Source organism: Clostridium sp. 1001283B150225_161107_B6 (assembly GCF_015556325.1).
Taxonomy (GTDB): Bacteria; Bacillota; Clostridia; order Lachnospirales; family Lachnospiraceae; genus Enterocloster.
Genome location: NZ_JADNMD010000010.1, coordinates 128,431 through 148,097 on the forward strand (window position 1 = coordinate 128,431; position 19,667 = coordinate 148,097).

The 19,667-nt window shown below is 52.6% G+C and carries 15 protein-coding genes; 13 read left to right on the forward strand and 2 right to left on the reverse strand.

Annotated elements, in window-relative coordinates:
* The first annotated feature begins 13 nt into the window (after nucleotides 1–13).
* The 4 genes from uraA to I2H39_RS20720 all read left to right on the forward strand — a co-directional run bounded on the left by uraA (nucleotide 14) and on the right by I2H39_RS20720 (nucleotide 5,528).
* Nucleotides 14–1,267 carry a uracil permease gene (gene uraA / locus I2H39_RS20705; RefSeq protein WP_138306500.1) on the forward strand — a complete coding sequence of 418 codons (1,254 nt, stop codon included), beginning with the start codon at nucleotides 14–16 and terminating at the stop codon, nucleotides 1,265–1,267.
* Between the two features lie 498 nt (nucleotides 1,268–1,765).
* Nucleotides 1,766–3,631 (forward strand): indolepyruvate ferredoxin oxidoreductase subunit alpha, encoded by a 1,866-nt coding sequence (gene iorA, locus I2H39_RS20710; protein WP_138306501.1) that lies wholly within the window; start codon nucleotides 1,766–1,768, stop codon nucleotides 3,629–3,631.
* Between the two features lie 54 nt (nucleotides 3,632–3,685).
* On the forward strand, nucleotides 3,686–4,279 hold the full coding sequence (locus I2H39_RS20715; protein WP_138306502.1) for an indolepyruvate oxidoreductase subunit beta: 594 nt from the start codon (nucleotides 3,686–3,688) through the stop codon (nucleotides 4,277–4,279).
* 16 nt (nucleotides 4,280–4,295) lie between these two features.
* On the forward strand, nucleotides 4,296–5,528 hold the full coding sequence (locus tag I2H39_RS20720) for a phenylacetate--CoA ligase (RefSeq protein ID WP_138306503.1): 1,233 nt from the start codon (nucleotides 4,296–4,298) through the stop codon (nucleotides 5,526–5,528).
* Between the two features lie 13 nt (nucleotides 5,529–5,541).
* Here I2H39_RS20720 and I2H39_RS20725 read toward each other — a convergent pair whose 3' ends face one another.
* Nucleotides 5,542–5,781 carry a FeoA family protein gene (locus tag I2H39_RS20725; protein ID WP_138306504.1) on the reverse strand — a complete coding sequence of 80 codons (240 nt, stop codon included), beginning with the start codon at nucleotides 5,779–5,781 and terminating at the stop codon, nucleotides 5,542–5,544.
* A 132-nt stretch (nucleotides 5,782–5,913) separates the two neighbouring features.
* Between I2H39_RS20725 and I2H39_RS20730 the strand changes: the two genes are divergently transcribed.
* Complete coding sequence (locus tag I2H39_RS20730) at nucleotides 5,914–6,264, forward strand: hypothetical protein (RefSeq protein WP_138306505.1); 351 nt, start codon at nucleotides 5,914–5,916, stop codon at nucleotides 6,262–6,264.
* Nucleotides 6,265–6,345: 81 nt separating this feature from the next.
* Here I2H39_RS20730 and sfsA read toward each other — a convergent pair whose 3' ends face one another.
* Nucleotides 6,346–7,092, reverse strand: a complete 747-nt coding sequence (sfsA, locus tag I2H39_RS20735; RefSeq protein ID WP_138306506.1) for a DNA/RNA nuclease SfsA — start codon at nucleotides 7,090–7,092, stop codon at nucleotides 6,346–6,348.
* Nucleotides 7,093–7,297: 205 nt separating this feature from the next.
* Here sfsA and thrC point away from each other — a divergent pair, with 205 nt between their 5' ends.
* The 8 genes from thrC (at nucleotide 7,298) to I2H39_RS20775 (ending at nucleotide 19,570) form a co-directional block, all read left to right on the forward strand.
* Entirely contained in the window at nucleotides 7,298–8,794 is a 1,497-nt protein-coding gene (thrC, locus tag I2H39_RS20740) for a threonine synthase (RefSeq protein WP_138306507.1), read from the forward strand.
* 90 nt (nucleotides 8,795–8,884) lie between these two features.
* Nucleotides 8,885–9,748 carry a class II fructose-1,6-bisphosphate aldolase gene (fba, locus tag I2H39_RS20745; RefSeq protein ID WP_138306508.1) on the forward strand — a complete coding sequence of 288 codons (864 nt, stop codon included), beginning with the start codon at nucleotides 8,885–8,887 and terminating at the stop codon, nucleotides 9,746–9,748.
* Between the two features lie 271 nt (nucleotides 9,749–10,019).
* Nucleotides 10,020–12,134: a glutamine synthetase III gene (locus I2H39_RS20750; protein ID WP_138306509.1), complete on the forward strand. Its 2,115-nt coding sequence runs from the start codon at nucleotides 10,020–10,022 to the stop codon at nucleotides 12,132–12,134.
* A 246-nt stretch (nucleotides 12,135–12,380) separates the two neighbouring features.
* On the forward strand, nucleotides 12,381–14,252 hold the full coding sequence (locus tag I2H39_RS20755) for a sugar phosphate nucleotidyltransferase (RefSeq protein ID WP_138306510.1): 1,872 nt from the start codon (nucleotides 12,381–12,383) through the stop codon (nucleotides 14,250–14,252).
* Between the two features lie 107 nt (nucleotides 14,253–14,359).
* Nucleotides 14,360–15,424, forward strand: a complete 1,065-nt coding sequence (locus tag I2H39_RS20760; protein WP_138306511.1) for an N-acetylmuramoyl-L-alanine amidase family protein — start codon at nucleotides 14,360–14,362, stop codon at nucleotides 15,422–15,424.
* Nucleotides 15,425–15,514: 90 nt separating this feature from the next.
* On the forward strand, nucleotides 15,515–17,293 hold the full coding sequence (locus I2H39_RS20765) for a GH25 family lysozyme (protein WP_138306512.1): 1,779 nt from the start codon (nucleotides 15,515–15,517) through the stop codon (nucleotides 17,291–17,293).
* A 218-nt stretch (nucleotides 17,294–17,511) separates the two neighbouring features.
* On the forward strand, nucleotides 17,512–18,240 hold the full coding sequence (locus tag I2H39_RS20770; protein WP_138306513.1) for a polysaccharide deacetylase family protein: 729 nt from the start codon (nucleotides 17,512–17,514) through the stop codon (nucleotides 18,238–18,240).
* Nucleotides 18,241–18,253: 13 nt separating this feature from the next.
* Nucleotides 18,254–19,570 (forward strand): replication-associated recombination protein A, encoded by a 1,317-nt coding sequence (locus I2H39_RS20775; RefSeq protein WP_138306514.1) that lies wholly within the window; start codon nucleotides 18,254–18,256, stop codon nucleotides 19,568–19,570.
* The last annotated feature ends 97 nt before the right edge of the window (nucleotides 19,571–19,667 follow it).

Here is a 19,667-nt window from a genome sequence, read left to right on the forward strand (position 1 = left end):
AAGGAGGAAGACAATGGAAAATCAACGTATCATTCAAGTAGAGGACAAGGTACCCTTTAACCTGCTGGTGCCTCTCAGCATCCAGCACATGTTCGCCATGTTCGGCGCATCCATCCTGGTGCCGTTCATATTCGGCATAAACCCGGCTGTGGTGCTGTTTATGAACGGCGTGGGCACCCTGCTCTTTATCGGAGTGACAAAGGGGAAGGCACCTGCCTACCTGGGCTCCAGCTTTGCTTTTTTGGCCCCGGCAGGCGTGGTCATCAGTAATTTCGGTTATGAATATGCCCTGGGAGGGTTCGTGGCAGTGGGATTCTGCGGATGCATCCTGGCGTTCATTGTGTATAAATTCGGGACGGAGTGGATTGACGTGGTCCTCCCTCCGGCAGCCATGGGTCCGGTGGTGGCGCTCATCGGACTGGAACTCTCCGGTTCGGCGGCCAGCAATGCAGGGCTTCTGGACGAGGTGCTGGACCCCAGGAAGACAATCGTGTTTGTGCTTACCCTGGGAACCGCTGTATTCGGCTCCATTCTGTTCAGAAAGTTTTTCTCGGTCATTCCCATCCTCATAGCGGTTATTGTGGGCTATGCGTCGGCCCTGGCCTGCGGTATCGTGGATTTTGCCGAGGTGGCGGCGGCCCCCGTATTTGCCCTGCCCAATTTCAGCACACCTAAATTCAACCTGGAAGCCATCATGATTATCCTTCCTGTGCTTCTGGTCATTACTTCTGAGCACATAGGACATCAGGTGGTCACCAGCAAGATTGTGGGCAGGGACCTGTTGAAGGACCCCGGTCTTCACCGTTCCCTGTTCGGAGATAATTTCTCCACCATGATATCCGGTCTGATTGGCTCCGTGCCAACCACCACCTATGGGGAGAACATCGGCGTCATGGCAATCACCCGCGTATACAGCGTGCGCGTGATTGCGGGAGCAGCCGTGCTGTCCATTGTGTGCTCCTTTATCGGCAAGTTCTCCACCCTTATCAGCACCATACCGGGTCCTGTCATCGGTGGCATTTCCTTCCTGCTCTACGGTATGATTGGAACCTCGGGACTGCGCATCCTGGTGGATTCCAGGGTTGATTACGGAAATTCCAGAAATCTGGCCCTGACTTCCGTCATATTTGTCACGGGCTTGTCGGGAATCGCCGTGAAGTTCGGCAATGTGCAGCTCACCGGAATGGTGCTGGCCTGTGTGGTCGGCATGATTCTGAGTCTGGTATTCTATATTCTGGATTACTTTAAGCTGACCAATGACCAGTAGATGACCGGTGTGGTTCTGCAGATGTTTCAGGCTAAAAAATGTTTGACATCTGATGGAAAACTTGTATAATATCTAGTATGCTGAATCTTTGCCGGCAGCCAGGCTGCCGGGATATTCTGAGCTGTCGTATGCTTGGAATGAGGATTGCAATTAATAAACCGATGAGGCGGAAATCAAACCGTAGAGGGCGTTTACAGAGAGCAGGGGATGGTGGAATCCCTGTAACAGGCCGGCCGGCAAATGGACCGCTGAGGGAAAGGGGAAAGGCCGTCAGCTGACAGCTTACGCGCCGAGTATCTGGACCGCAGGCCTGCGTTAAGGGCAGAGCATGTACAGTACCGGATGTACGGTGCATGTTTGAGAGAGCAGTAAAAGTTAAGGTGGTACCGCAGGCATTTTGGGATTCAGGCCTGTCCTTTCTTGAAAGGACAGGCCTTTTTGCATATAATGGTATCAAATCACATCTCAGACAAAACGCAGTTGGGAAGGAGAATGGGAATGTCCAAATCATTTTTAATGGGTAATGAGGCTATCGGCCTGGGAGCGGTCCGGGCAGGCGTACAGGTGGTTTCCGGTTATCCGGGAACGCCGTCCACAGAGGTACTGGAAACGGTTGCCAAGCATAATCCCGGAGATATCTATGTAGAGTGGTCTGTCAATGAAAAGGCAGGTATGGAGGTGGCGGCCGCCGCAGCCTATACCGGAGCCAGGACCATGGTTACCATGAAGCAGGTGGGGCTCAACGTGGCCTCAGACCCTCTGATGAGCCTGGCTTACGTGGGGGTAAAGGGAGGCATGGTGGTTGTTGTGGCTGACGACCCGGGTCCCATATCGTCCCAGACAGAGCAGGACACACGCCGGTTCGGCCAGTTTTCCAAGCTGCCGGTATTTGACCCCAGTTCGCCGGAAGAGGCATATGAGATGATAAAGGATGCCTTTGAATATTCTGAGAAATACCATACTCCGGTTTTGTTCCGCCCCACCACAAGACTCTGCCACGGATGTGCCAGCGTGGAGCTTAAGGAGAGGATTAAGCTTCCGGCGCCTGAGGGATTTGTAAAGGACTCCGGCAAATGGGTTATTTTCCCCAGGCTGTCCCATGCAAACCACAGGATGATAGAGGCCCGGAATCCCATTATAGGGGAGGATTTTTCGGGTTACAGATTCAACCTGTTACATAGGGAAGAGGGGAATACGGTCAGAGGCATCATCACCCATGGCATCAGCTATGAGTTTGTCATGGAAGCCCTGAACGGATACAAGGGAGCAAGAGTGCTCAAGGTATCCACCCCCAATCCCATGCCGGAGCGTCTGCTTCTGGAGTTTGCAGAAGGGCTGGATGAGGTGATGGCCGTGGAGGAGCTGGACCCTGTACTGGAACAGGAGATGCTTCTTCTCAGCGGCAGACACCATCTGCCTCTGGAAGTCAAGGGCAAGCTCACCGGGGAGGTCCAGCCGGCCGGTGAGAATTCCGTGGAGTCTGTCAGAAAGGTTCTGGAGGAGTATCTGGGAGAACCGTATGTTCAGTACCTGAAGGAACTGGAGGGCTGCCCGGTCCGGCCGGATAACTCCCTGCCCGTACCGCCGCTTCCTGTCCGTCCGCCGGTCCTGTGCGCTGGATGTCCCCACCGGGCATCCTTCTACGCGGTAAAGCGGGCCATGGAGAAGCTGAACGAGGGCCTGGAGGAAGGCGGGGAGCCGGCAGAGGGAGTTTACTGCGGCGATATCGGGTGCTATACCCTGGGGAACGCAAAGCCTCTGGATATGGTGGACACCTGTCTGTGTATGGGGGCCGGGATTACCATGGCCCAGGGGATGCAGCGCGTGGAGCCTGATAAACGGTATTTTTCCTTTGTGGGGGATTCCACCTTTTTTGCCTCCGGCCTGACAGGCATTGTCAATGCGGTATACAATGAGGCCAGTCTGACCCTGTGTATTCTGGACAACTCCACCACGGCCATGACAGGACACCAGCCCCATCCGGGTACAGGCCATACAATGATGGGCAATGTAGTGGATAAGGTGGACATAACAAAGGTGCTGGAGGGCATTGGCGTGAAGCATATTGTCACCGTGGATGCCCTGGATTTAAATGCATGTGTGGACGCTGTGCTTAAGCTGTCCGCCATGAAGGGCGTGAAAGCAGTCATCTTCAAGTCTCCCTGCGCAGCCATCATAAAGAGCTCCCGCAAATGCAGGATTGTGGAGGACAGCTGCGTGAACTGCAGGACCTGCATTAATGAGATTGGATGTCCGGCGCTGGTGCTGGACGGGGATATGGTGCGCATCGACAGCGGCCTGTGTACCGGATGCGGCCTTTGCAGCCAGATTTGTTCTGTGAATGCCATTGAAACGGTTAAATAGTCCTGTTCCTGACAAAGGGGACCCGGAAGATGCTTGGAGAGCGAGGTAATTAAGATGACAAAAAATGTATTATTGTGCGGAGTGGGCGGCCAGGGCACTGTCCTTGCATCACGCCTCATAGCTCTGGCAGCCATGGAAAAGGGAATGGAAGCCAGGGGAGCTGAGACCATAGGCATGGCCCAGAGAGGCGGGAGCGTGGTGAGCCATGTGCGCATCGGCGGGGAGATATATTCTCCGCTGATACCACACTGCGGGGCTGATGTGCTCATTGGCTTTGAACCGGCGGAGGCTGTACGGTGTCTGCCGTACCTGAAAAAAGACGGCTGCGTGGTGGTATCCCCGGCCCCCATACGGCCGGTGACAGCCTCCCTGACCGGAGGAGCCTACACGGGCCGGGAGATGATGGAATATCTGGAGCGCGCTGCAGAGAATCTGGTGGTGGTGGATGCGGCATCCATCGGCAGGGAGTGCGGTTCCTCCAAGGTGATGAATGTGGCCCTGCTGGGAGCAGCCATTGCCAGCGGACTGATAGGCATTTCCCTGGAGGAGATGGAGGCAGCCATTGAAAAGAGGGTGCCAAAGAAGTTTAAGGACATGAATATGAAGGCCCTGAAGCTGGGCGCAGAAGCCAGCGCCATGAAAAGATAAACGGAGGATTAACCAGATGAAGATGAAAGAATCCCAGTTCCTTCTCATTAAGGAACAGCTCAAGAAACTGACGGCCAAGGAGTGCTTTTATAAACATAAGCTGGAAGGCGTCAATGTGAATCAGATACAGTCCCAGGAGGACTTTGAAAAGCTTCCTTTTACCTGGAAGGGTGATTTAAGGGAAGCATATCCGCTGGGACTGATGGCTGCTCCGGAGGAGGAAATTGTGCGCATCCATTCTTCCTCAGGTACCACGGGAACGCCGGTTATCATCCCTTATACCCAGAAGGATGTGGATGACTGGGCGCTGATGTTTGCGCGCTGCTATGAGATGGCGGGCATCACCAATCTGGACCGTATCCAGATTACGCCGGGATACGGACTGTGGACAGCCGGAATCGGTTTCCAGCTGGGAGCCGAGCGCCTGGGCGCCATGACCGTTCCCATGGGGCCGGGCAACACGGATAAACAGCTGCGCATGATGATGGATATGAAGTCCACGGTTCTGTGCGCCACTTCCTCCTACGCTCTTTTGCTGGCCGAGGAGATTGCCAAGAGAGGGATTGGGGAGCGCATCCATCTGAGGAAGGGCGTTATTGGTTCCGAGCGCTGGGGCGAGAAGATGAGGAACAGGATAGCGTCAGAGCTGGGAGTGGACCTGTTTGACATCTATGGCCTTACGGAAGTATACGGGCCGGGAATTGCCATTAACTGCGAGAAGCAGGGAGCCATGCACTACTGGGATGATTATATTTACATCGAGATAGTGGACCCAAAGACAGGCGAGGTGCTGCCTGACGGGGAGGTGGGGGAAATCGTCATCACCACCCTGAAAAAGGAGGGGGCACCCCTGATTCGCTACCGCACCCATGACCTGTCCAGAATCGTGCCGGGGGATTGTCCCTGCGGTTCCCCTTATCCGAGAATCGGAACCCTGATTGGACGCACCGACGATATGGTCAAGGTCAAGGGCGTAAACATATTCCCAAGCCAGATAGAGGAATTGTTAAGCTCCATAGAAGGTGCTTCCAGCGAATACCAGGTCATGGTGGACCATCTGATGGGCAAGGATGTGCTGACCCTTTTCGTGGAGACAAATCCCTCAATCAACAAATATGCACTGGAAATCGAAATCCAGAATCAGTTCAAGGGGCGGATTGGCCTGACTCCGGTGGTAAAGCTGGTGGAACTGGGCGAGCTTCCAAGAAGCGAAAAGAAGTCCACCCGCGTATTTGACAACCGGTATTAAGGCGGATTGTTTTTCAAATCCGTTCCAGAGGCCGCACCAGTACCTCCCTGGCATTCTGGGGTCTGAGGGCAATGACCGTGCCCTGTATCTGGTAGGCGGACATGCGGTCCCGGCGGCCCTTCATGACACAGGTTACCTGGGCCGCTGCGGTAAATCCCAGCTCTTCCAGCCGCAGGGACATGGGCGGTTCGCTGATGACCCAGACGATTTCCGCCCGTTCTCCCGGATTCAGTTCATGTAGGGGATAGACCATAGTGAATCACCGTTCAGGGTTGTTATGATATTATATGCAAAGTACGTATCTATGGGAATAAAACAGGGTTGTCACACTTTTGGCCCGGCCCCGTATAATAAAGTACAACCTAGATGAAAGGAGATTAACACTATGAATTATAATGATTGTAATGGTTGGAATGGATATGCAGGAACGTATGAGGGAACTTATTATGCAGGGGACGCAGGATTCGCCAGAACGGCAGCTGCCAGCGGGAACTGCGCCGCCGCAGCGACGGCAGCCGGGTCAGGCAGCGGCTCCGGCCGGAACTGCGATTTATACTGGCAGGGATATATGGCGGGATTCTATGCCAACAACAACTGCAATCAGTCTGCTGAGGCAAGGACGGCTGCCCAGGCGGCAGGCAGGACTGCTGCTGCTTCAAACTGCCGCTGCTCCTGTAATAATTGCTGCAATTGGAACAATTGCAATTCCTGCAATTCCTGCAGCCTGCGGTTATAATAATTAAAATAAATGCTGAAACAGCCAGGGCCTCCCTTGTGGAGGCCCTGGCCTGAATTGCCTGAAGCGTATCGTATTGCCCTAATCCAGCATAACCCTTACCGGCAAATCCACAGCCATGGTATCAGGGGTAATGAGACAGTCGTATGCCAGCACATGGACGCCGGCCTTATGAGCCTGTCTGAGCGCCTCCCCGAAGGCCGGATGGGTGATATCATTGGGGGTAAAACCCTGAACACCTTTCATCTGGATGACAAACAGGACATAGGCTTCATAACCCTCTTCACGGGCCCTTATAAGGCCTTTCAGGTGCTTGATGCCCCGTTCCGTGGGCGCATCAGGAAACATGGCCAGGCCATGTTCCTCCAGGGTTACGCCCTTGACTTCCATAAAGGCCGGTGATACAGCGTCTGTTTCCCGGTGCCTAAGGGAGAAGGCCAGGTCAAACCGGGAGTCTCCATGGGTGACTTCCCGCCGTATGTCAAAGGGTACATAAGAACCAGGAGGCAGGCAGGACGTTTCCGGGGGCCGGTTTTCCCCCAGTGCGGTAAGCCATTCCCAGGCAGCCTTGTTGGGGGCCTGGGAATCCATGTTGATGAGCAGTTCCCCTTTATACACGCCAATCAGGTCATACTCCGTCTTTCTGCCTGCAAGGGCGGCGCCCGGATGGAATTCCAGTATGACCGTGGCTCCCGCAAGCAGAAGCTCCCTGCACCGTCCGGTGTTTTTTACATGGCAGACAACCCTCCTGCCCCCTGTTTCCACATGGGCGATGAAGCGGTTGGGCCGGCTTATGAAGGTTCCCGTAACAATATGTTCATAGGTCATGATGATGTCCCTCCCGGGTGTATTGGGCCGTCTCTGGATACGGCGGCGGGTAAGGACCCGGCAGTATCAGGACAGGCTGTATCAGTATACCAGATAAAGGACGGAAAAGGAAGGTATCCGTGTTTACAGTTGCGTCTGACCGGGAAATATGTTAATATTTTGGTAACATTACGAATTGAGAAATGGTAAAGCGAGGAAAAAGAGTATGGGATTAACCTATCAGAGTACAAGAGGCGGTGAAAAGGAAGTGACGGCTTCCATGGCCATCTTACAGGGCCTTGCAAAGGACGGCGGCCTGTTTATGCCGTCCGGTATTCCGGAACTGGATGTACCCCTTGAGAAGCTGGCATCCATGACATACCAGGAAACGGCGTATGAGGTCATGAAGCTGTTTCTGACAGATTATACGCAGGAGGAGCTTAAGAGCTGTATTGCCAGGGCTTATGACAGCAAGTTTGATACAGAAGAGATTGCGCCCCTTGCAAAGGCTGACGGAGCATATTACCTTGAGCTGTATCACGGAAGCACCATTGCATTTAAGGACATGGCTCTGTCCATCCTGCCGCATCTCATGACCACAGCTGCTAAGAAAAACAATGTGGACCGGGAAATCGTGATTCTCACAGCCACATCCGGGGATACGGGCAAAGCGGCCATGGCCGGGTTTGCAGATGTGCCCGGTACCCGTATCATTGTATTCTATCCCAAGGACGGAGTCAGCAAGGTCCAGGAGCTGCAGATGCGTACCCAGAAAGGGGACAACACCTCTGTGGTGGCCATCCACGGCAATTTTGACGATGCCCAGACCGGCGTGAAAAAAATCTTTGGGGACAAGGCCCTGGAGGCAGAGCTTGCAGGGAAAGGTTTCCAGTTTTCCTCGGCAAACTCCATTAACATCGGCCGTCTGGTTCCGCAGATTGTATACTATGTATATGCTTATGCCAAACTGTTAGAGGCGGGAGAGATAGAAAAGGGCGAAAAAATCAATGTGGTGGTGCCCACCGGCAATTTCGGCAACATCCTTGCAGCCTATTTTGCCAAACGCATGGGACTTCCTGTGAAGACGCTGGTATGCGCTTCCAATGACAACAAAGTCCTCTACGACTTTTTCACCACGGGAACCTATGACAGGAGGAGGGAGTTCATACTCACCAATTCACCGTCCATGGATATCCTTATTTCCAGCAACCTGGAGCGCCTTATCTACCTGAGCGCAGGATGCGACGCCCTTGCGAATAAAAGCCTGATGCAGAGACTTTCTGAGGAAGGAAGATATGAGGTGACGCCTGAGATGCGGGCCTTTATGTCCGATTTTGCGGGAGGTTTTGCCACCCAGGAGCAGAATGCTGTCACCATCAGGAAGCTGTTTGATGACACGGGCTATCTCATCGACACCCACACAGGCGTTGCAGCCACTGTGTACGGAAATTACAGGAAAGAAAGCGGGGATGACACAAAGACCGTCATAGCATCCACGGCCAGCCCCTATAAATTCTCCCACAGCGTAATGGAAGCCATTGCAGGCAGAGAGGGACTGGAAGGCAGGGATGAGTTTGAAATTGTGGATGCCCTCAGCGCCCTGTCCGGCGTGGCTGTTCCCCAGGCAGTGGAGGAAATCCGCCATGCAGCCATCCGCCACAGCAGGGAATGCGGCGCGGATGATATGAAGGCCGAGGTAAAGGACATCCTGGGCATCAGCTGATTAAATGAAAAACATCTTCCTTTTTGTTCGCGTATGCGATATAATGGGTGAGATAGTTAATAAAATAACAAAGTTATAAGGAGGTATAATATGTTAGTTTCAGCAAAAGACATGCTTGAGAAAGCAAGGGAAGGCAAGTACGCAGTTGGCCAGTTCAACATCAACAACCTGGAGTGGACAAAGTCCGTACTGCTGACAGCAGAAGAACTGAAATCTCCGGTTATCCTGGGCGTATCCGAGGGCGCAGGAAAGTATATGACAGGATTTAAGACAGTTGCTGCCATGGTTGAAGCCATGATGGAAGAACTGAACATCACGGTTCCGGTTGCCCTGCATCTGGACCATGGTACTTACGATGGCTGCTATAAATGTATCAAAGCAGGATTTTCCTCCATCATGTTTGATGGTTCCCATTATCCGATTGAGGAGAACATCGAGAAGACAAAGGAGCTGGTTAAGGTAGCACATGCCATGGGCCTGTCTCTGGAGGCAGAGGTTGGCTCCATCGGCGGCGAGGAAGACGGCGTGGTAGGCTTAGGCGAGTGCGCTGACCCTCAGGAGTGTAAGGCTATCGCTGACCTGGGAATTGATTTCCTGGCAGCAGGTATCGGCAATATCCACGGTAAATATCCTGAGAACTGGCCAGGTCTGCGTTTCGACGTATTAGAGCAGGTAAAGGCAGCTGTAGGAGATATGCCCCTGGTTCTTCACGGCGGCACAGGTATCCCTGAGGATATGATTCAGAAGGCCATCAGCCTGGGCGTTGCCAAAATCAATGTAAACACAGAGTGCCAGCTGTCCTTTGCAGCAGCCACCAGGGAATACATTGAGGCAGGCAAGGACCAGAAGGGCAAGGGCTTTGACCCAAGAAAGCTTCTGGCTCCGGGCGCTGATGCAATCAGGGCAACGGTTAAGGAAAAGATGGAGCTGTTTGGTTCCGTTGGCAAGGCATAATATCCGGTATACCGGCTTATTTATAACTCACAGTGTTATATTCGACATCAGTTATTAATATAACTTAATAATCCTTATTAGAATAAAAATGTGTTTTTATTTAAAAACCACTTGCAATTTCAGTGGAAATGGTTTATTTTAATAAAGAACAAAGGTGTTCTCTCTCAAAGGGAGAGCACCTTTTTATTATATATCCGCGCGGACTTAATATAATTACGTGAAAAGAAGGATTTTGGAAAAGGAAGATAAAAAAGAGAGGATGGAAAATTCTATGAGCGATGTATTGAATGTATCGGAGATGTTCGGTAAAAATGTATTCAATGACGCGGTGATGAGGGACCGTCTGCCAAAGAGCGTGTACAGGAAGTTAAAGAAGACCATCGAAGACGGGGCGGAGCTGGACCCCAGTATTGCAGATGTGGTTGCCCACGCCATGAAGGACTGGGCAATTGAGAGAGGGGCCACACACTATACCCACTGGTTCCAGCCTCTGACAGGAGTGACTGCGGAGAAGCATGATTCCTTTATCTCTGCTCCCTCCGACGGAAAGGTAATCATGGAATTTTCCGGCAAGGAGCTGATTAAGGGCGAGCCGGACGCATCTTCCTTCCCATCCGGCGGTCTGCGCGCCACCTTTGAGGCCAGAGGATATACGGTGTGGGATTGTACTTCTCCGGCCTTTCTGCGGGAAGACGCCATTGGCGTGACTTTGTGCATTCCGACCTCCTTCTGTTCCTATAAGGGAGAGGCCCTGGATAAGAAGACGCCTCTGCTGCGCTCCATGCAGGCGGTTAACGAGCAGGCGTTAAGGATACTCCGTCTCTTTGGAAACACCACGGCCAGGCGGGTGGCTCCGTCTGTTGGCGCTGAGCAGGAATACTTTCTGGTGGACAGGGAGAAATATTTACAGCGCAAGGACCTGATTTACACAGGCCGCACCTTATTCGGCGCAATGCCTCCCAAGGGGCAGGAGCTGGAGGACCATTACTTTGGCGCCATCCGTGAGAGAATCGGCTCTTACATGAACGATGTAAATAAAGAGCTGTGGAAATTAGGAGTGCCTGCCAAGACACAGCACAACGAGGTGGCTCCGGCCCAGCATGAGCTTGCGCCCATCTACGAGGGCGTGAACCAGGCGGTTGACCATAACCAGATTGTTATGGAGACGCTTAAGAAGGTGGCCGGGCGCCACGGCATGGCCTGCCTTCTGCATGAGAAGCCGTTTGCAGGCGTCAATGGCTCCGGTAAGCACGACAACTGGTCCCTGACAGCGGATGACGGCACCAATCTCCTGAATCCGGGCGACACGCCTCATGAAAACATCCAGTTTCTCCTGGTACTGGCATGTATCATCAAGGCAGTGGATATCCATGCAGACCTGCTCAGGGAATCCGCCTCTGACGTGGGAAATGACCACAGACTGGGAGCCAACGAAGCTCCTCCTGCCATCATATCCATTTTCCTGGGAGAGCAGCTTGAGGATGTAATCGACCAGCTGTGCAGCACCGGCGAGGCGACCCACTCCAAGCAGGGCGGCACCTTAAAGACCGGCGTTGACATTCTTCCTGACCTGGATAAGGATGCCACGGACAGGAACCGTACATCACCCTTTGCCTTTACCGGCAATAAATTTGAGTTCCGCATGGTGGGGTCCTCGGACTCCATTGCTTCTCCCAATACCGTGCTGAACACCATTGTGGCGGAAGGCTTTAAGGAAGCAGCCGACATGCTGGAGAAGGCAGAGGACTTTGATATGGCTGTACATGATTTCATCAAGGAAACCCTGGCCGCGCATAAGAGAATCATTTTCAATGGAAATGGATATTCAGACGAGTGGGTGGCGGAGGCTGAGAGGAGAGGACTTCCAAACATCCGCTCCATGGTGGAGGCAATCCCGGCCCTGACAACAGATAAGGCAGTGAAGCTCTTCGAGGCGTTCGGGGTATTCACAAGGGCTGAGCTGGAGTCCAGGTCCGAGGTGGAATATGAGAACTATTCCAAGGCCATTAATATTGAGGCCAGAACCATGTATGACATGGCCAGCAAGTCCATTATCCCTGCAGTCATCAAGTATACCACGCAGCTGGCCGCATCCATCGGCGCTGTAAAGGGCGTATGCCAGGAAGCGGATGTGAGCACCCAGACAGAGCTGCTCTTGGAGACTTCCAGGCTGCTTGCAGAGACAAAGACAGCTCTTGCCCGTCTCTTAGAGGCAACGGAAAAGGCTTCCGCCGCTGAAGGCGGCAAGGTCCAGGCCATTGCATTCCACAGAGAGGTAGTGCCTGCCATGGAGGCTCTCCGGGCTCCGGTGGATAGGCTGGAGATGATTGTGGATAAGGAACTGTGGCCGATGCCCAGTTATGGGGATTTGATATTTGAGGTGTAAGTCCGGAAAAACAGATATCAGGGTATCATAAAAATGGATATCAGGGTATCAAGTGATATCACAGATAAACGGAAAAGAGTCTGCCGGTCAATGGGCAGGCTTTTTTCGTATTCCGGATAGTTTTGGCTGGATGATATTTTCATTTACCGTTTACTTGCATTTTTTAAATTGTGTGATATAATGTTCATATATTTTTATAAAAAGATAAATTTGAACATAAACAGGCGGGGAAGCGAGGATTTCACAATGGACAGACATGGACTTGTATGCAGGGCAGTACTGGAGCAGCCGGATATCACCCAGAGGGAGCTGGCCGGAAAGCTGGATGTCTCCCTGGGCACGGCCAATGGCTTAATTAAGGAATGCCTGGCAAAGGGATATATAGGGGAGGAAAACAGCCCAAAGGGCAAGGCCAGGTGGCGGCTTATGCCGGAGGGGCAGAAGCTGTTAGACCCATATAAGGTGGACGGCGCCCTTATTATAGCAGCCGGATTTGGCTCCCGCTTTGTACCCCTGACCTTTGAGACACCCAAAGGGCTTCTTGAGGTCTTTGGGGAGCGTATGATAGAGCGCCAGATTAAGCAGCTTCACGAAGCGGGCATCAGGAACATAACCATAGCCGTGGGATATCTGAAGGAGAAATTCGAATACCTTATTGATAAATACGACGTGGAGCTTCTGTACAATCCTGAATATACCAGCAAGAATACCCTGACCACCATTTACCGGGCCAGGAAGGTGCTGGAAGGACGCAACATGTACGTCCTGTCGTCGGACAACTGGATGCGGGAGAACATGTACCACGCCTATGAGTGCGGGGCCTGGTACAGCTCGGTTTTCCAGAAGGGAGAAACAAAGGAGTGGTGCCTTTGCTTCAACAAGAAGGGAAGGATAACGGATGTAAAGGTAGGAGGGCGGGACCAGTGGGTCATGTACGGTCCGGCTTATTTTTCGCGGGAATTTTCCAGGCAGTTCCTGCCTGTGCTGGAAGCCTACTATAAGACTCCGGGAACAGAACAGTTTTATTGGGAACAGGTCTATGTGGATATGCTGGAGGGGGAGGCCAGGCGGCGGCTGGAGGAGGAAAACAGCGGATTGCTGGAAGCAGCCCAGGCAGCCAGTGGTCTGGCGGCATCCGTATGGGATGAGATAGAAATGGATGTGAACCGCCAGCCGGATGACCAGGTATATGAGTTTGAGAACCTGGAGGAGCTGCGTCTGTTCGACCCACGCTATCAGAATCATTCTGACAATGCAGCCATGAGGCTGGTTGCAGAGGTGTTTAAGGTGCCGGAATCCCATATTAAGGACATACGCTGCCTGAAGGCAGGCATGACCAATAAGTCATTTCTTTTTAAGGTGGAGGACCGTCACTGTATCTGCCGCATACCCGGGCCGGGAACCGGGCTTCTGATTAACAGGAAACAGGAAAAAACCGTCTATGATGCCATAGCCCCGCTGAAAATCACGGAGCATGTATTGTACATGAACGAAAAGACAGGTTATAAAATAGCAGATTACTATGAAGGAGCCAGAAATGCGGATTCAGCTGACTGGTCGGATATGGAAAAATGCATGTCCATGGTGCGCTTCCTTCACCAGTCAGGCATTACAGTGGCCCATTCCTTTGATATCCGGGAGAGAATCAGCTTTTATGAAAAGCTGTGCAGGAGCCACGGGGCCCTTTTGTTTGAAGACTATGAGGAAGTGAAGGGGTGGATGGACTGGCTCATGGATACCCTTGACAAGATGGAACGCCCAAAATGCCTGTGTCATATTGACGCAAATGTGGATAACTTCCTTTTTTTTGAAGACGGCAGTGTAAAACTACTGGATTGGGAGTATGCAGGCATGTGTGACCCTGTGATGGATGTATCTATGTGCGCTATTTATTCCTATTACAATGAGGAGGACATGGAACGGCTTTTCAGGATGTATCTTCAGAGGGAGCCCTCTGGGGACGAGCTGTTTGCCCTTTATGCCAATGCCGCCCTGGGAGGATTCCTGTGGTGTCTGTGGGCTGTGTACAAAAGCATTCTGGGGGATGAGTTCGGGGAATACACCATCATCATGTACCGGTATGCAAAAAAATATTATAGGAAATTACGGAAATTGTAATAAATTTGTTACCAAATGAATATGGGATTGTGCTATAATCGGAGATATGTAAAAGGTTGGGGACAACTGTGTCCCTGACCGGATATACCAGGCGAGGAGGATGACAAATGGGATATAAAAAGTACTGGGCAGCAATCGCGGCAGCCGGTATGATTGGGGCCATGTCATTGGGGTCTGTATTTACCAGCTATGCAGCAGACGGATGGAGCAAATCCAATGATAATTGGACGTATATCTATAATGGACAGACACATACAGGATGGCTTCAGACCAGCGAGGGCTGGTATTATATGGATTTATCCACGGGATATATGTCTACAGGTTTTAAGCAGATTGACGGAAAATGGTATTTCTTCAGGCCAAACGGCCTTATGGCCATGGGATGGATTAATCCGGAGTACGGCAAGTGGTATTATCTGCTGAATGACGGCAGCATGGTAACGGGCTGGCTGAAGATTGGCAATGATTTCTACTTTATGCGGGGCAACGGAACCATGGCAACGGGCTGGCGTGAGATGGACGGCGCCTGGTATTATTTCCAGAGCAACGGAAAGTGCGTGGTTAATTCCTGGGCACAGATTAAGGACAACTGGTACCTCTTTGGCACGGACGGTAAGATGATGACTGGCTGGGCTAAAGTGGATAACGACTATTTCTACCTGAATACGGACGGCCGGATGCTGATTGGCTGGCTGAGCGACAGCGAAGGCAACAAATATTATATGGATACAAGCAACGGCAAGATGTCCACGGGCTGGAAGCAGATTGATAATTCCTGGCATTACTTCAACAGCAACGGACATATGATGACGGGATGGATTCAGCTGGACGGCAAGTACTACTATCTGAACCCTGCCAACGAGGGTAAGATGATTGCAGGCACAACGGCTACCATTAACGGCGTGCAGTATAACTTTGACGGCAGCGGCGTATGCCAGAATGCCAACGGCGTATCAGCCCAGACACCTGGAACTGTGAACAACAGCAGTACCGGCAGCTCCGGCAGCAGCGGCGGACCTGGTGTATCCGGTTCTTCCGGCTCCGGCATCAGCAGCGGTACTCCGGGCGGTACCGGAAACAGTACCAGCGGCCCTACCAGCAGCAATTCCAATAACAGCCCATCCGGCTCATCAACTGCGCTTGAACCTGGACGGACAGACGGACCAGGTTGATTTACAGCAGTTTAATAAGGGGGGATGTGACAGCGGATGGCTGGACATCCCTTCTTTTTTTGAAAAATACAAAGGTATGAGGAGAAGACTATGAAAAATACGACGCAGCTTATGAAACGCTGCCACGCGCTTGCCCTGGCAGGGCTTATCGGAGCAGGGATTATCATGCCCGCAGGTACATCCCTGGCCGTGGGACCGGGGGAAACCCAGTCCCCCACGGTCATATCTCCCGTGGGACCGGGACAGAGCTCCACCGGCAGTACGGGAACAGCCTCCGGGACAGGAAGCACCTCGGGCCAGGCTGCTGCTAATCCCAATGCATGGAAGAAGGTAAACGGCGTATACCAGATGCCGGACGGGTCCTCCATCAATAATGTACTGTTTCGCGGAATCGACGTATCCAGGTGGCAGGGGGATATTAACTGGGGCCAGGTGGCTGCGGATGACGTGTCTTTCGTCATGCTGGGCACCCGGTCAAAGGGGGCGGTGGACCCATATTTCCACAGGAATATCCAGCAGGCCAGCGCGGCAGGCGTCAAGGTGGGCGTCTATATCTATTCCCTGGCCATGACGCCGGAGATGGCAGTGGAGGAGGCGAATTTTGTCCTCAACCTGATTCACGATTACCCGGTCTCTTATCCGGTGGCGTTTGACATGGAGGATTCCACCCAGGGAACCCTGTCAAAGGATGAGCTGGCGGCCATTGCCAATGCATTCTGCGGGCGGATTTCAGAGGCAGGCTATTATCCGGTTATCTATGCAAATGACAACTGGCTTGCCAACAAGCTGGACATGAGCAAGATGAATTATCCTGTGTGGGTGGCGCGGTATTCTGCTAAACCGGCTTACCAGAATCCGGTAATGTGGCAGGCGACCAGTACAGGCGCTGTAAACGGCATAAGCGGAAATGTGGATATTGATTTCCAGTTCAGGGATTTCACCTCTGTGATTCCGGCTAATACATGGAGGACCATCAACGGCCAGACTTACTATTACCAGAACTACGTAAAGCAGAAAAATAACTGGATTCAGGATGACGGTACATGGTATTATATGAACGGGGACGGCCTGGTGTCCAGGGGCTGGCTCTCCCAGTCCGGCAAGTCCTATTATCTGGACGATACCACCGGTAAGATGGTAACCGGCTGGAAATCCGACAGCGGGAAGTGGTATTACTTCGGCAGTTCAGGCGCGCTTTCCAAGGGCTGGATTAATGATGGCGGAACCTGGTACTACAGCAACCAGGAGGGCGTGATGCAGACCGGGTGGCTGGATGACGGCGGCCGCAGATACTTCCTGGAAGGCAATGGCGCCATGGCCAGAGGATGGACCAGCCAGAATGGAAAGTGGTATTATCTGGACAGCTCAGGAGCGCTTTCCAGGGGCTGGATTAATGATAACGGAACCTGGTATTACAGCAGCCAGGAAGGTGTGATGCAGACCGGATGGCTGGATGATGGCGGGGAGCGGTATTATCTTAAGGGTTCCGGTGCCATGGCTACGGGCTGGCGCGAGATGGACGGGGCATGGTATTACTTTGAAGGCTCCGGGCGTATGGCCAAAGGCGTTATCGAGGTGGGCGGCCTTCACTACTATATGGACCCGTCCACAGGCCGTATGGCAACAGGCACTACGGTGGATATAGGAGGCGTTGCTTACAATGCCGATGGAAGCGGAGTGCTCAGCCAGGTTGTCCGGGAAACGGGCAATGAGGCAGGGGACGGCCAGAATGGGAATGTCCAGAACCAGGCGCCCCAGTCTTCACAGAACGGCGGGGTATCCACCCAGGCTCCGGGTTCAGGACAGGCTGTCACAGGCTCCTCCGGAGGACCGGGCGTGGTGGTAACACCCGTGGGACCGGGACAGTAGGAAGCAGGCTTTAAAGATGATATAACAATTACCATATAAAATAAGTCCGATATAACATATGTACAGCAGTGCGGCGCCGGGAGCAGTCCCGGCGCTGTTTCCTTCTTAATTATTCATTTTCAGGGACTGCGGCATGGAGTAAAAGGTAAAAGCATTTTTACATTGTCCCCGCACATATACTGGATAGATAAGGATGTGAAATAAGAGAGGGAAACAGGGTGAAGCTGATAAATAAGAAAAAACTCCTGGCGGCTGTATGCATAGCGGACCTTCTGCTGCTGGGCGGCCTTATCCATGCGGTAAGAGGGGGGACGCCGGCCCATGTGTCGGCTGACGAGGGCTCCTGGGTCAGGGAGGGAGGGGACACTCTGGACCGGGCCAAGGGACTGGAAGGAAAATGCGTGGCTCTGACCTTTGACGACGGACCCAATGGGGATTACACGGAAAAACTGCTGGACGGGCTGAAAGAAAGGAATGTGAGAGCCACCTTTTTCCTTATGGGGCAGAATATAGAGGGAAATGAGGAAATTGTAAAGCGCATGAAGGCGGAGGGACATCTGATTGGAAATCACAGCTACAGCCATATACAGCTCACAAAGGCTGGTTCGGATGCGGTCTGCCAGGCCGTGGACAGGACCAGCCGGATGATTGAGGGTATTATAGGAGAACGGCCCCAGTACATGCGGCCGCCCTATGGGGACTGGAATGAGGAGCTGGAGTGCAGGGTCGGCATGACCACCGTACTTTGGTCCGTGGATTCTCTGGACTGGAAACTGCGCAATACCAACCGCATTGTGAAACGCGTGGTGAAGGATGTGGAGGACGGGGATATCATACTGATGCATGATATTTTTCCCACTTCCGTGGAAGCTGCCCTGGAAATCGTTGACACGCTCACGAAGCGGGGCTATACTTTTGTTACGGTGGATGAACTGCTGATTGACTGAGGAGAAGACGGATATGGATTTATTTGATTATATGAGAGAAAAGGATATGGAGAAGGAGTCGCCCCTGGCGTCCAGGCTCCGTCCGAGAACCCTGGATGAGGTGGTGGGGCAGCAGCATATTGTGGGAAAGGATAAGCTGCTGTACCGGGCCATACAGGCGGATAAGCTGGGGTCCGTTATTTTTTACGGACCTCCTGGAACCGGTAAGACTACCCTGGCCAAGGTCATTGCCAATACCACAAGTGCGGATTTCAGGCAGATTAATGCAACGGTGGCAGGGAAAAAGGACATGGAGGAAGTGGTGAAGGAGGCCAAGGACAACATCGGCATGTATGGAAGGAAGACCATACTGTTTGTGGATGAGATTCACCGCTTTAATAAAGGACAGCAGGATTACCTTCTTCCCTTTGTGGAGGACGGGACGCTGATACTGATTGGCGCCACCACGGAGAACCCCTATTTTGAAGTAAACGGAGCCCTTCTATCCAGGTCCAGGATATTTGAACTCAAGCCCCTGGAAAAGGACGATGTAAAGGAGCTGATTCGCAGGGCGGTTTATGACAAGGAACGGGGCATGGGTATCTACGACGCAGACATTGACGAGGATGCAGCTGATTTTCTGGCAGACACAGCCAATGGGGATGCAAGGGCTGCCCTAAATGCCGTGGAGCTGGGGGTGCTGACCACTGCAAAGGGGCCGGACGGGCGTATTCACATTGATATGGCCGTGGCCCAGGAATGCATTCAGAAAAGGGCTGTCCGGTATGACAAGAACGGGGACAACCACTATGATACCATATCCGCATTCATCAAGAGCATGCGGGGGTCAGACCCGGACGCAGCCGTATATTATCTGGCGCGGATGCTGTATGCGGGAGAAGATATCAAGTTCATAGCCAGGAGGATTATGATATGCGCTGCAGAGGATGTGGGGAACGCAGACCCTCAGGCCCTTGTGGTGGCTGTAAACGCAGCCCTGGCAGCGGAGCGTATCGGACTTCCCGAGGCCAACATTATCCTTTCCCAGGCAGTGACCTATGTGGCCACTGCGCCCAAGAGCAATGCCGCCTGTATGGCGGTCCAGGAGGCCATGGAAGCAGTTAGGAATGAGCGGACCATGCCTGTGCCGGTCCACCTCCAGGATAAGCATTATAAGGGGGCGGCAAAGCTGGGCCATGGCGCAGGCTACCTGTATGCCCATGACTATCCCAAGCACTATGTGGAACAGCAGTATCTGCCCGGCGGAATGGAGGGAACGGTATTTTACAAACCTTCTGACAATGGATACGAGAAACAGATAAATGCGCACATGAAATGGCTTAAAAGCTGATTTTCTCAAATTTTAACTTTACAATTTCTGATATTCGTGTATATAATAGGGCTATACATAGATTAGCTGGCAGTTTTCTTAATACTGCCAGCAGTCT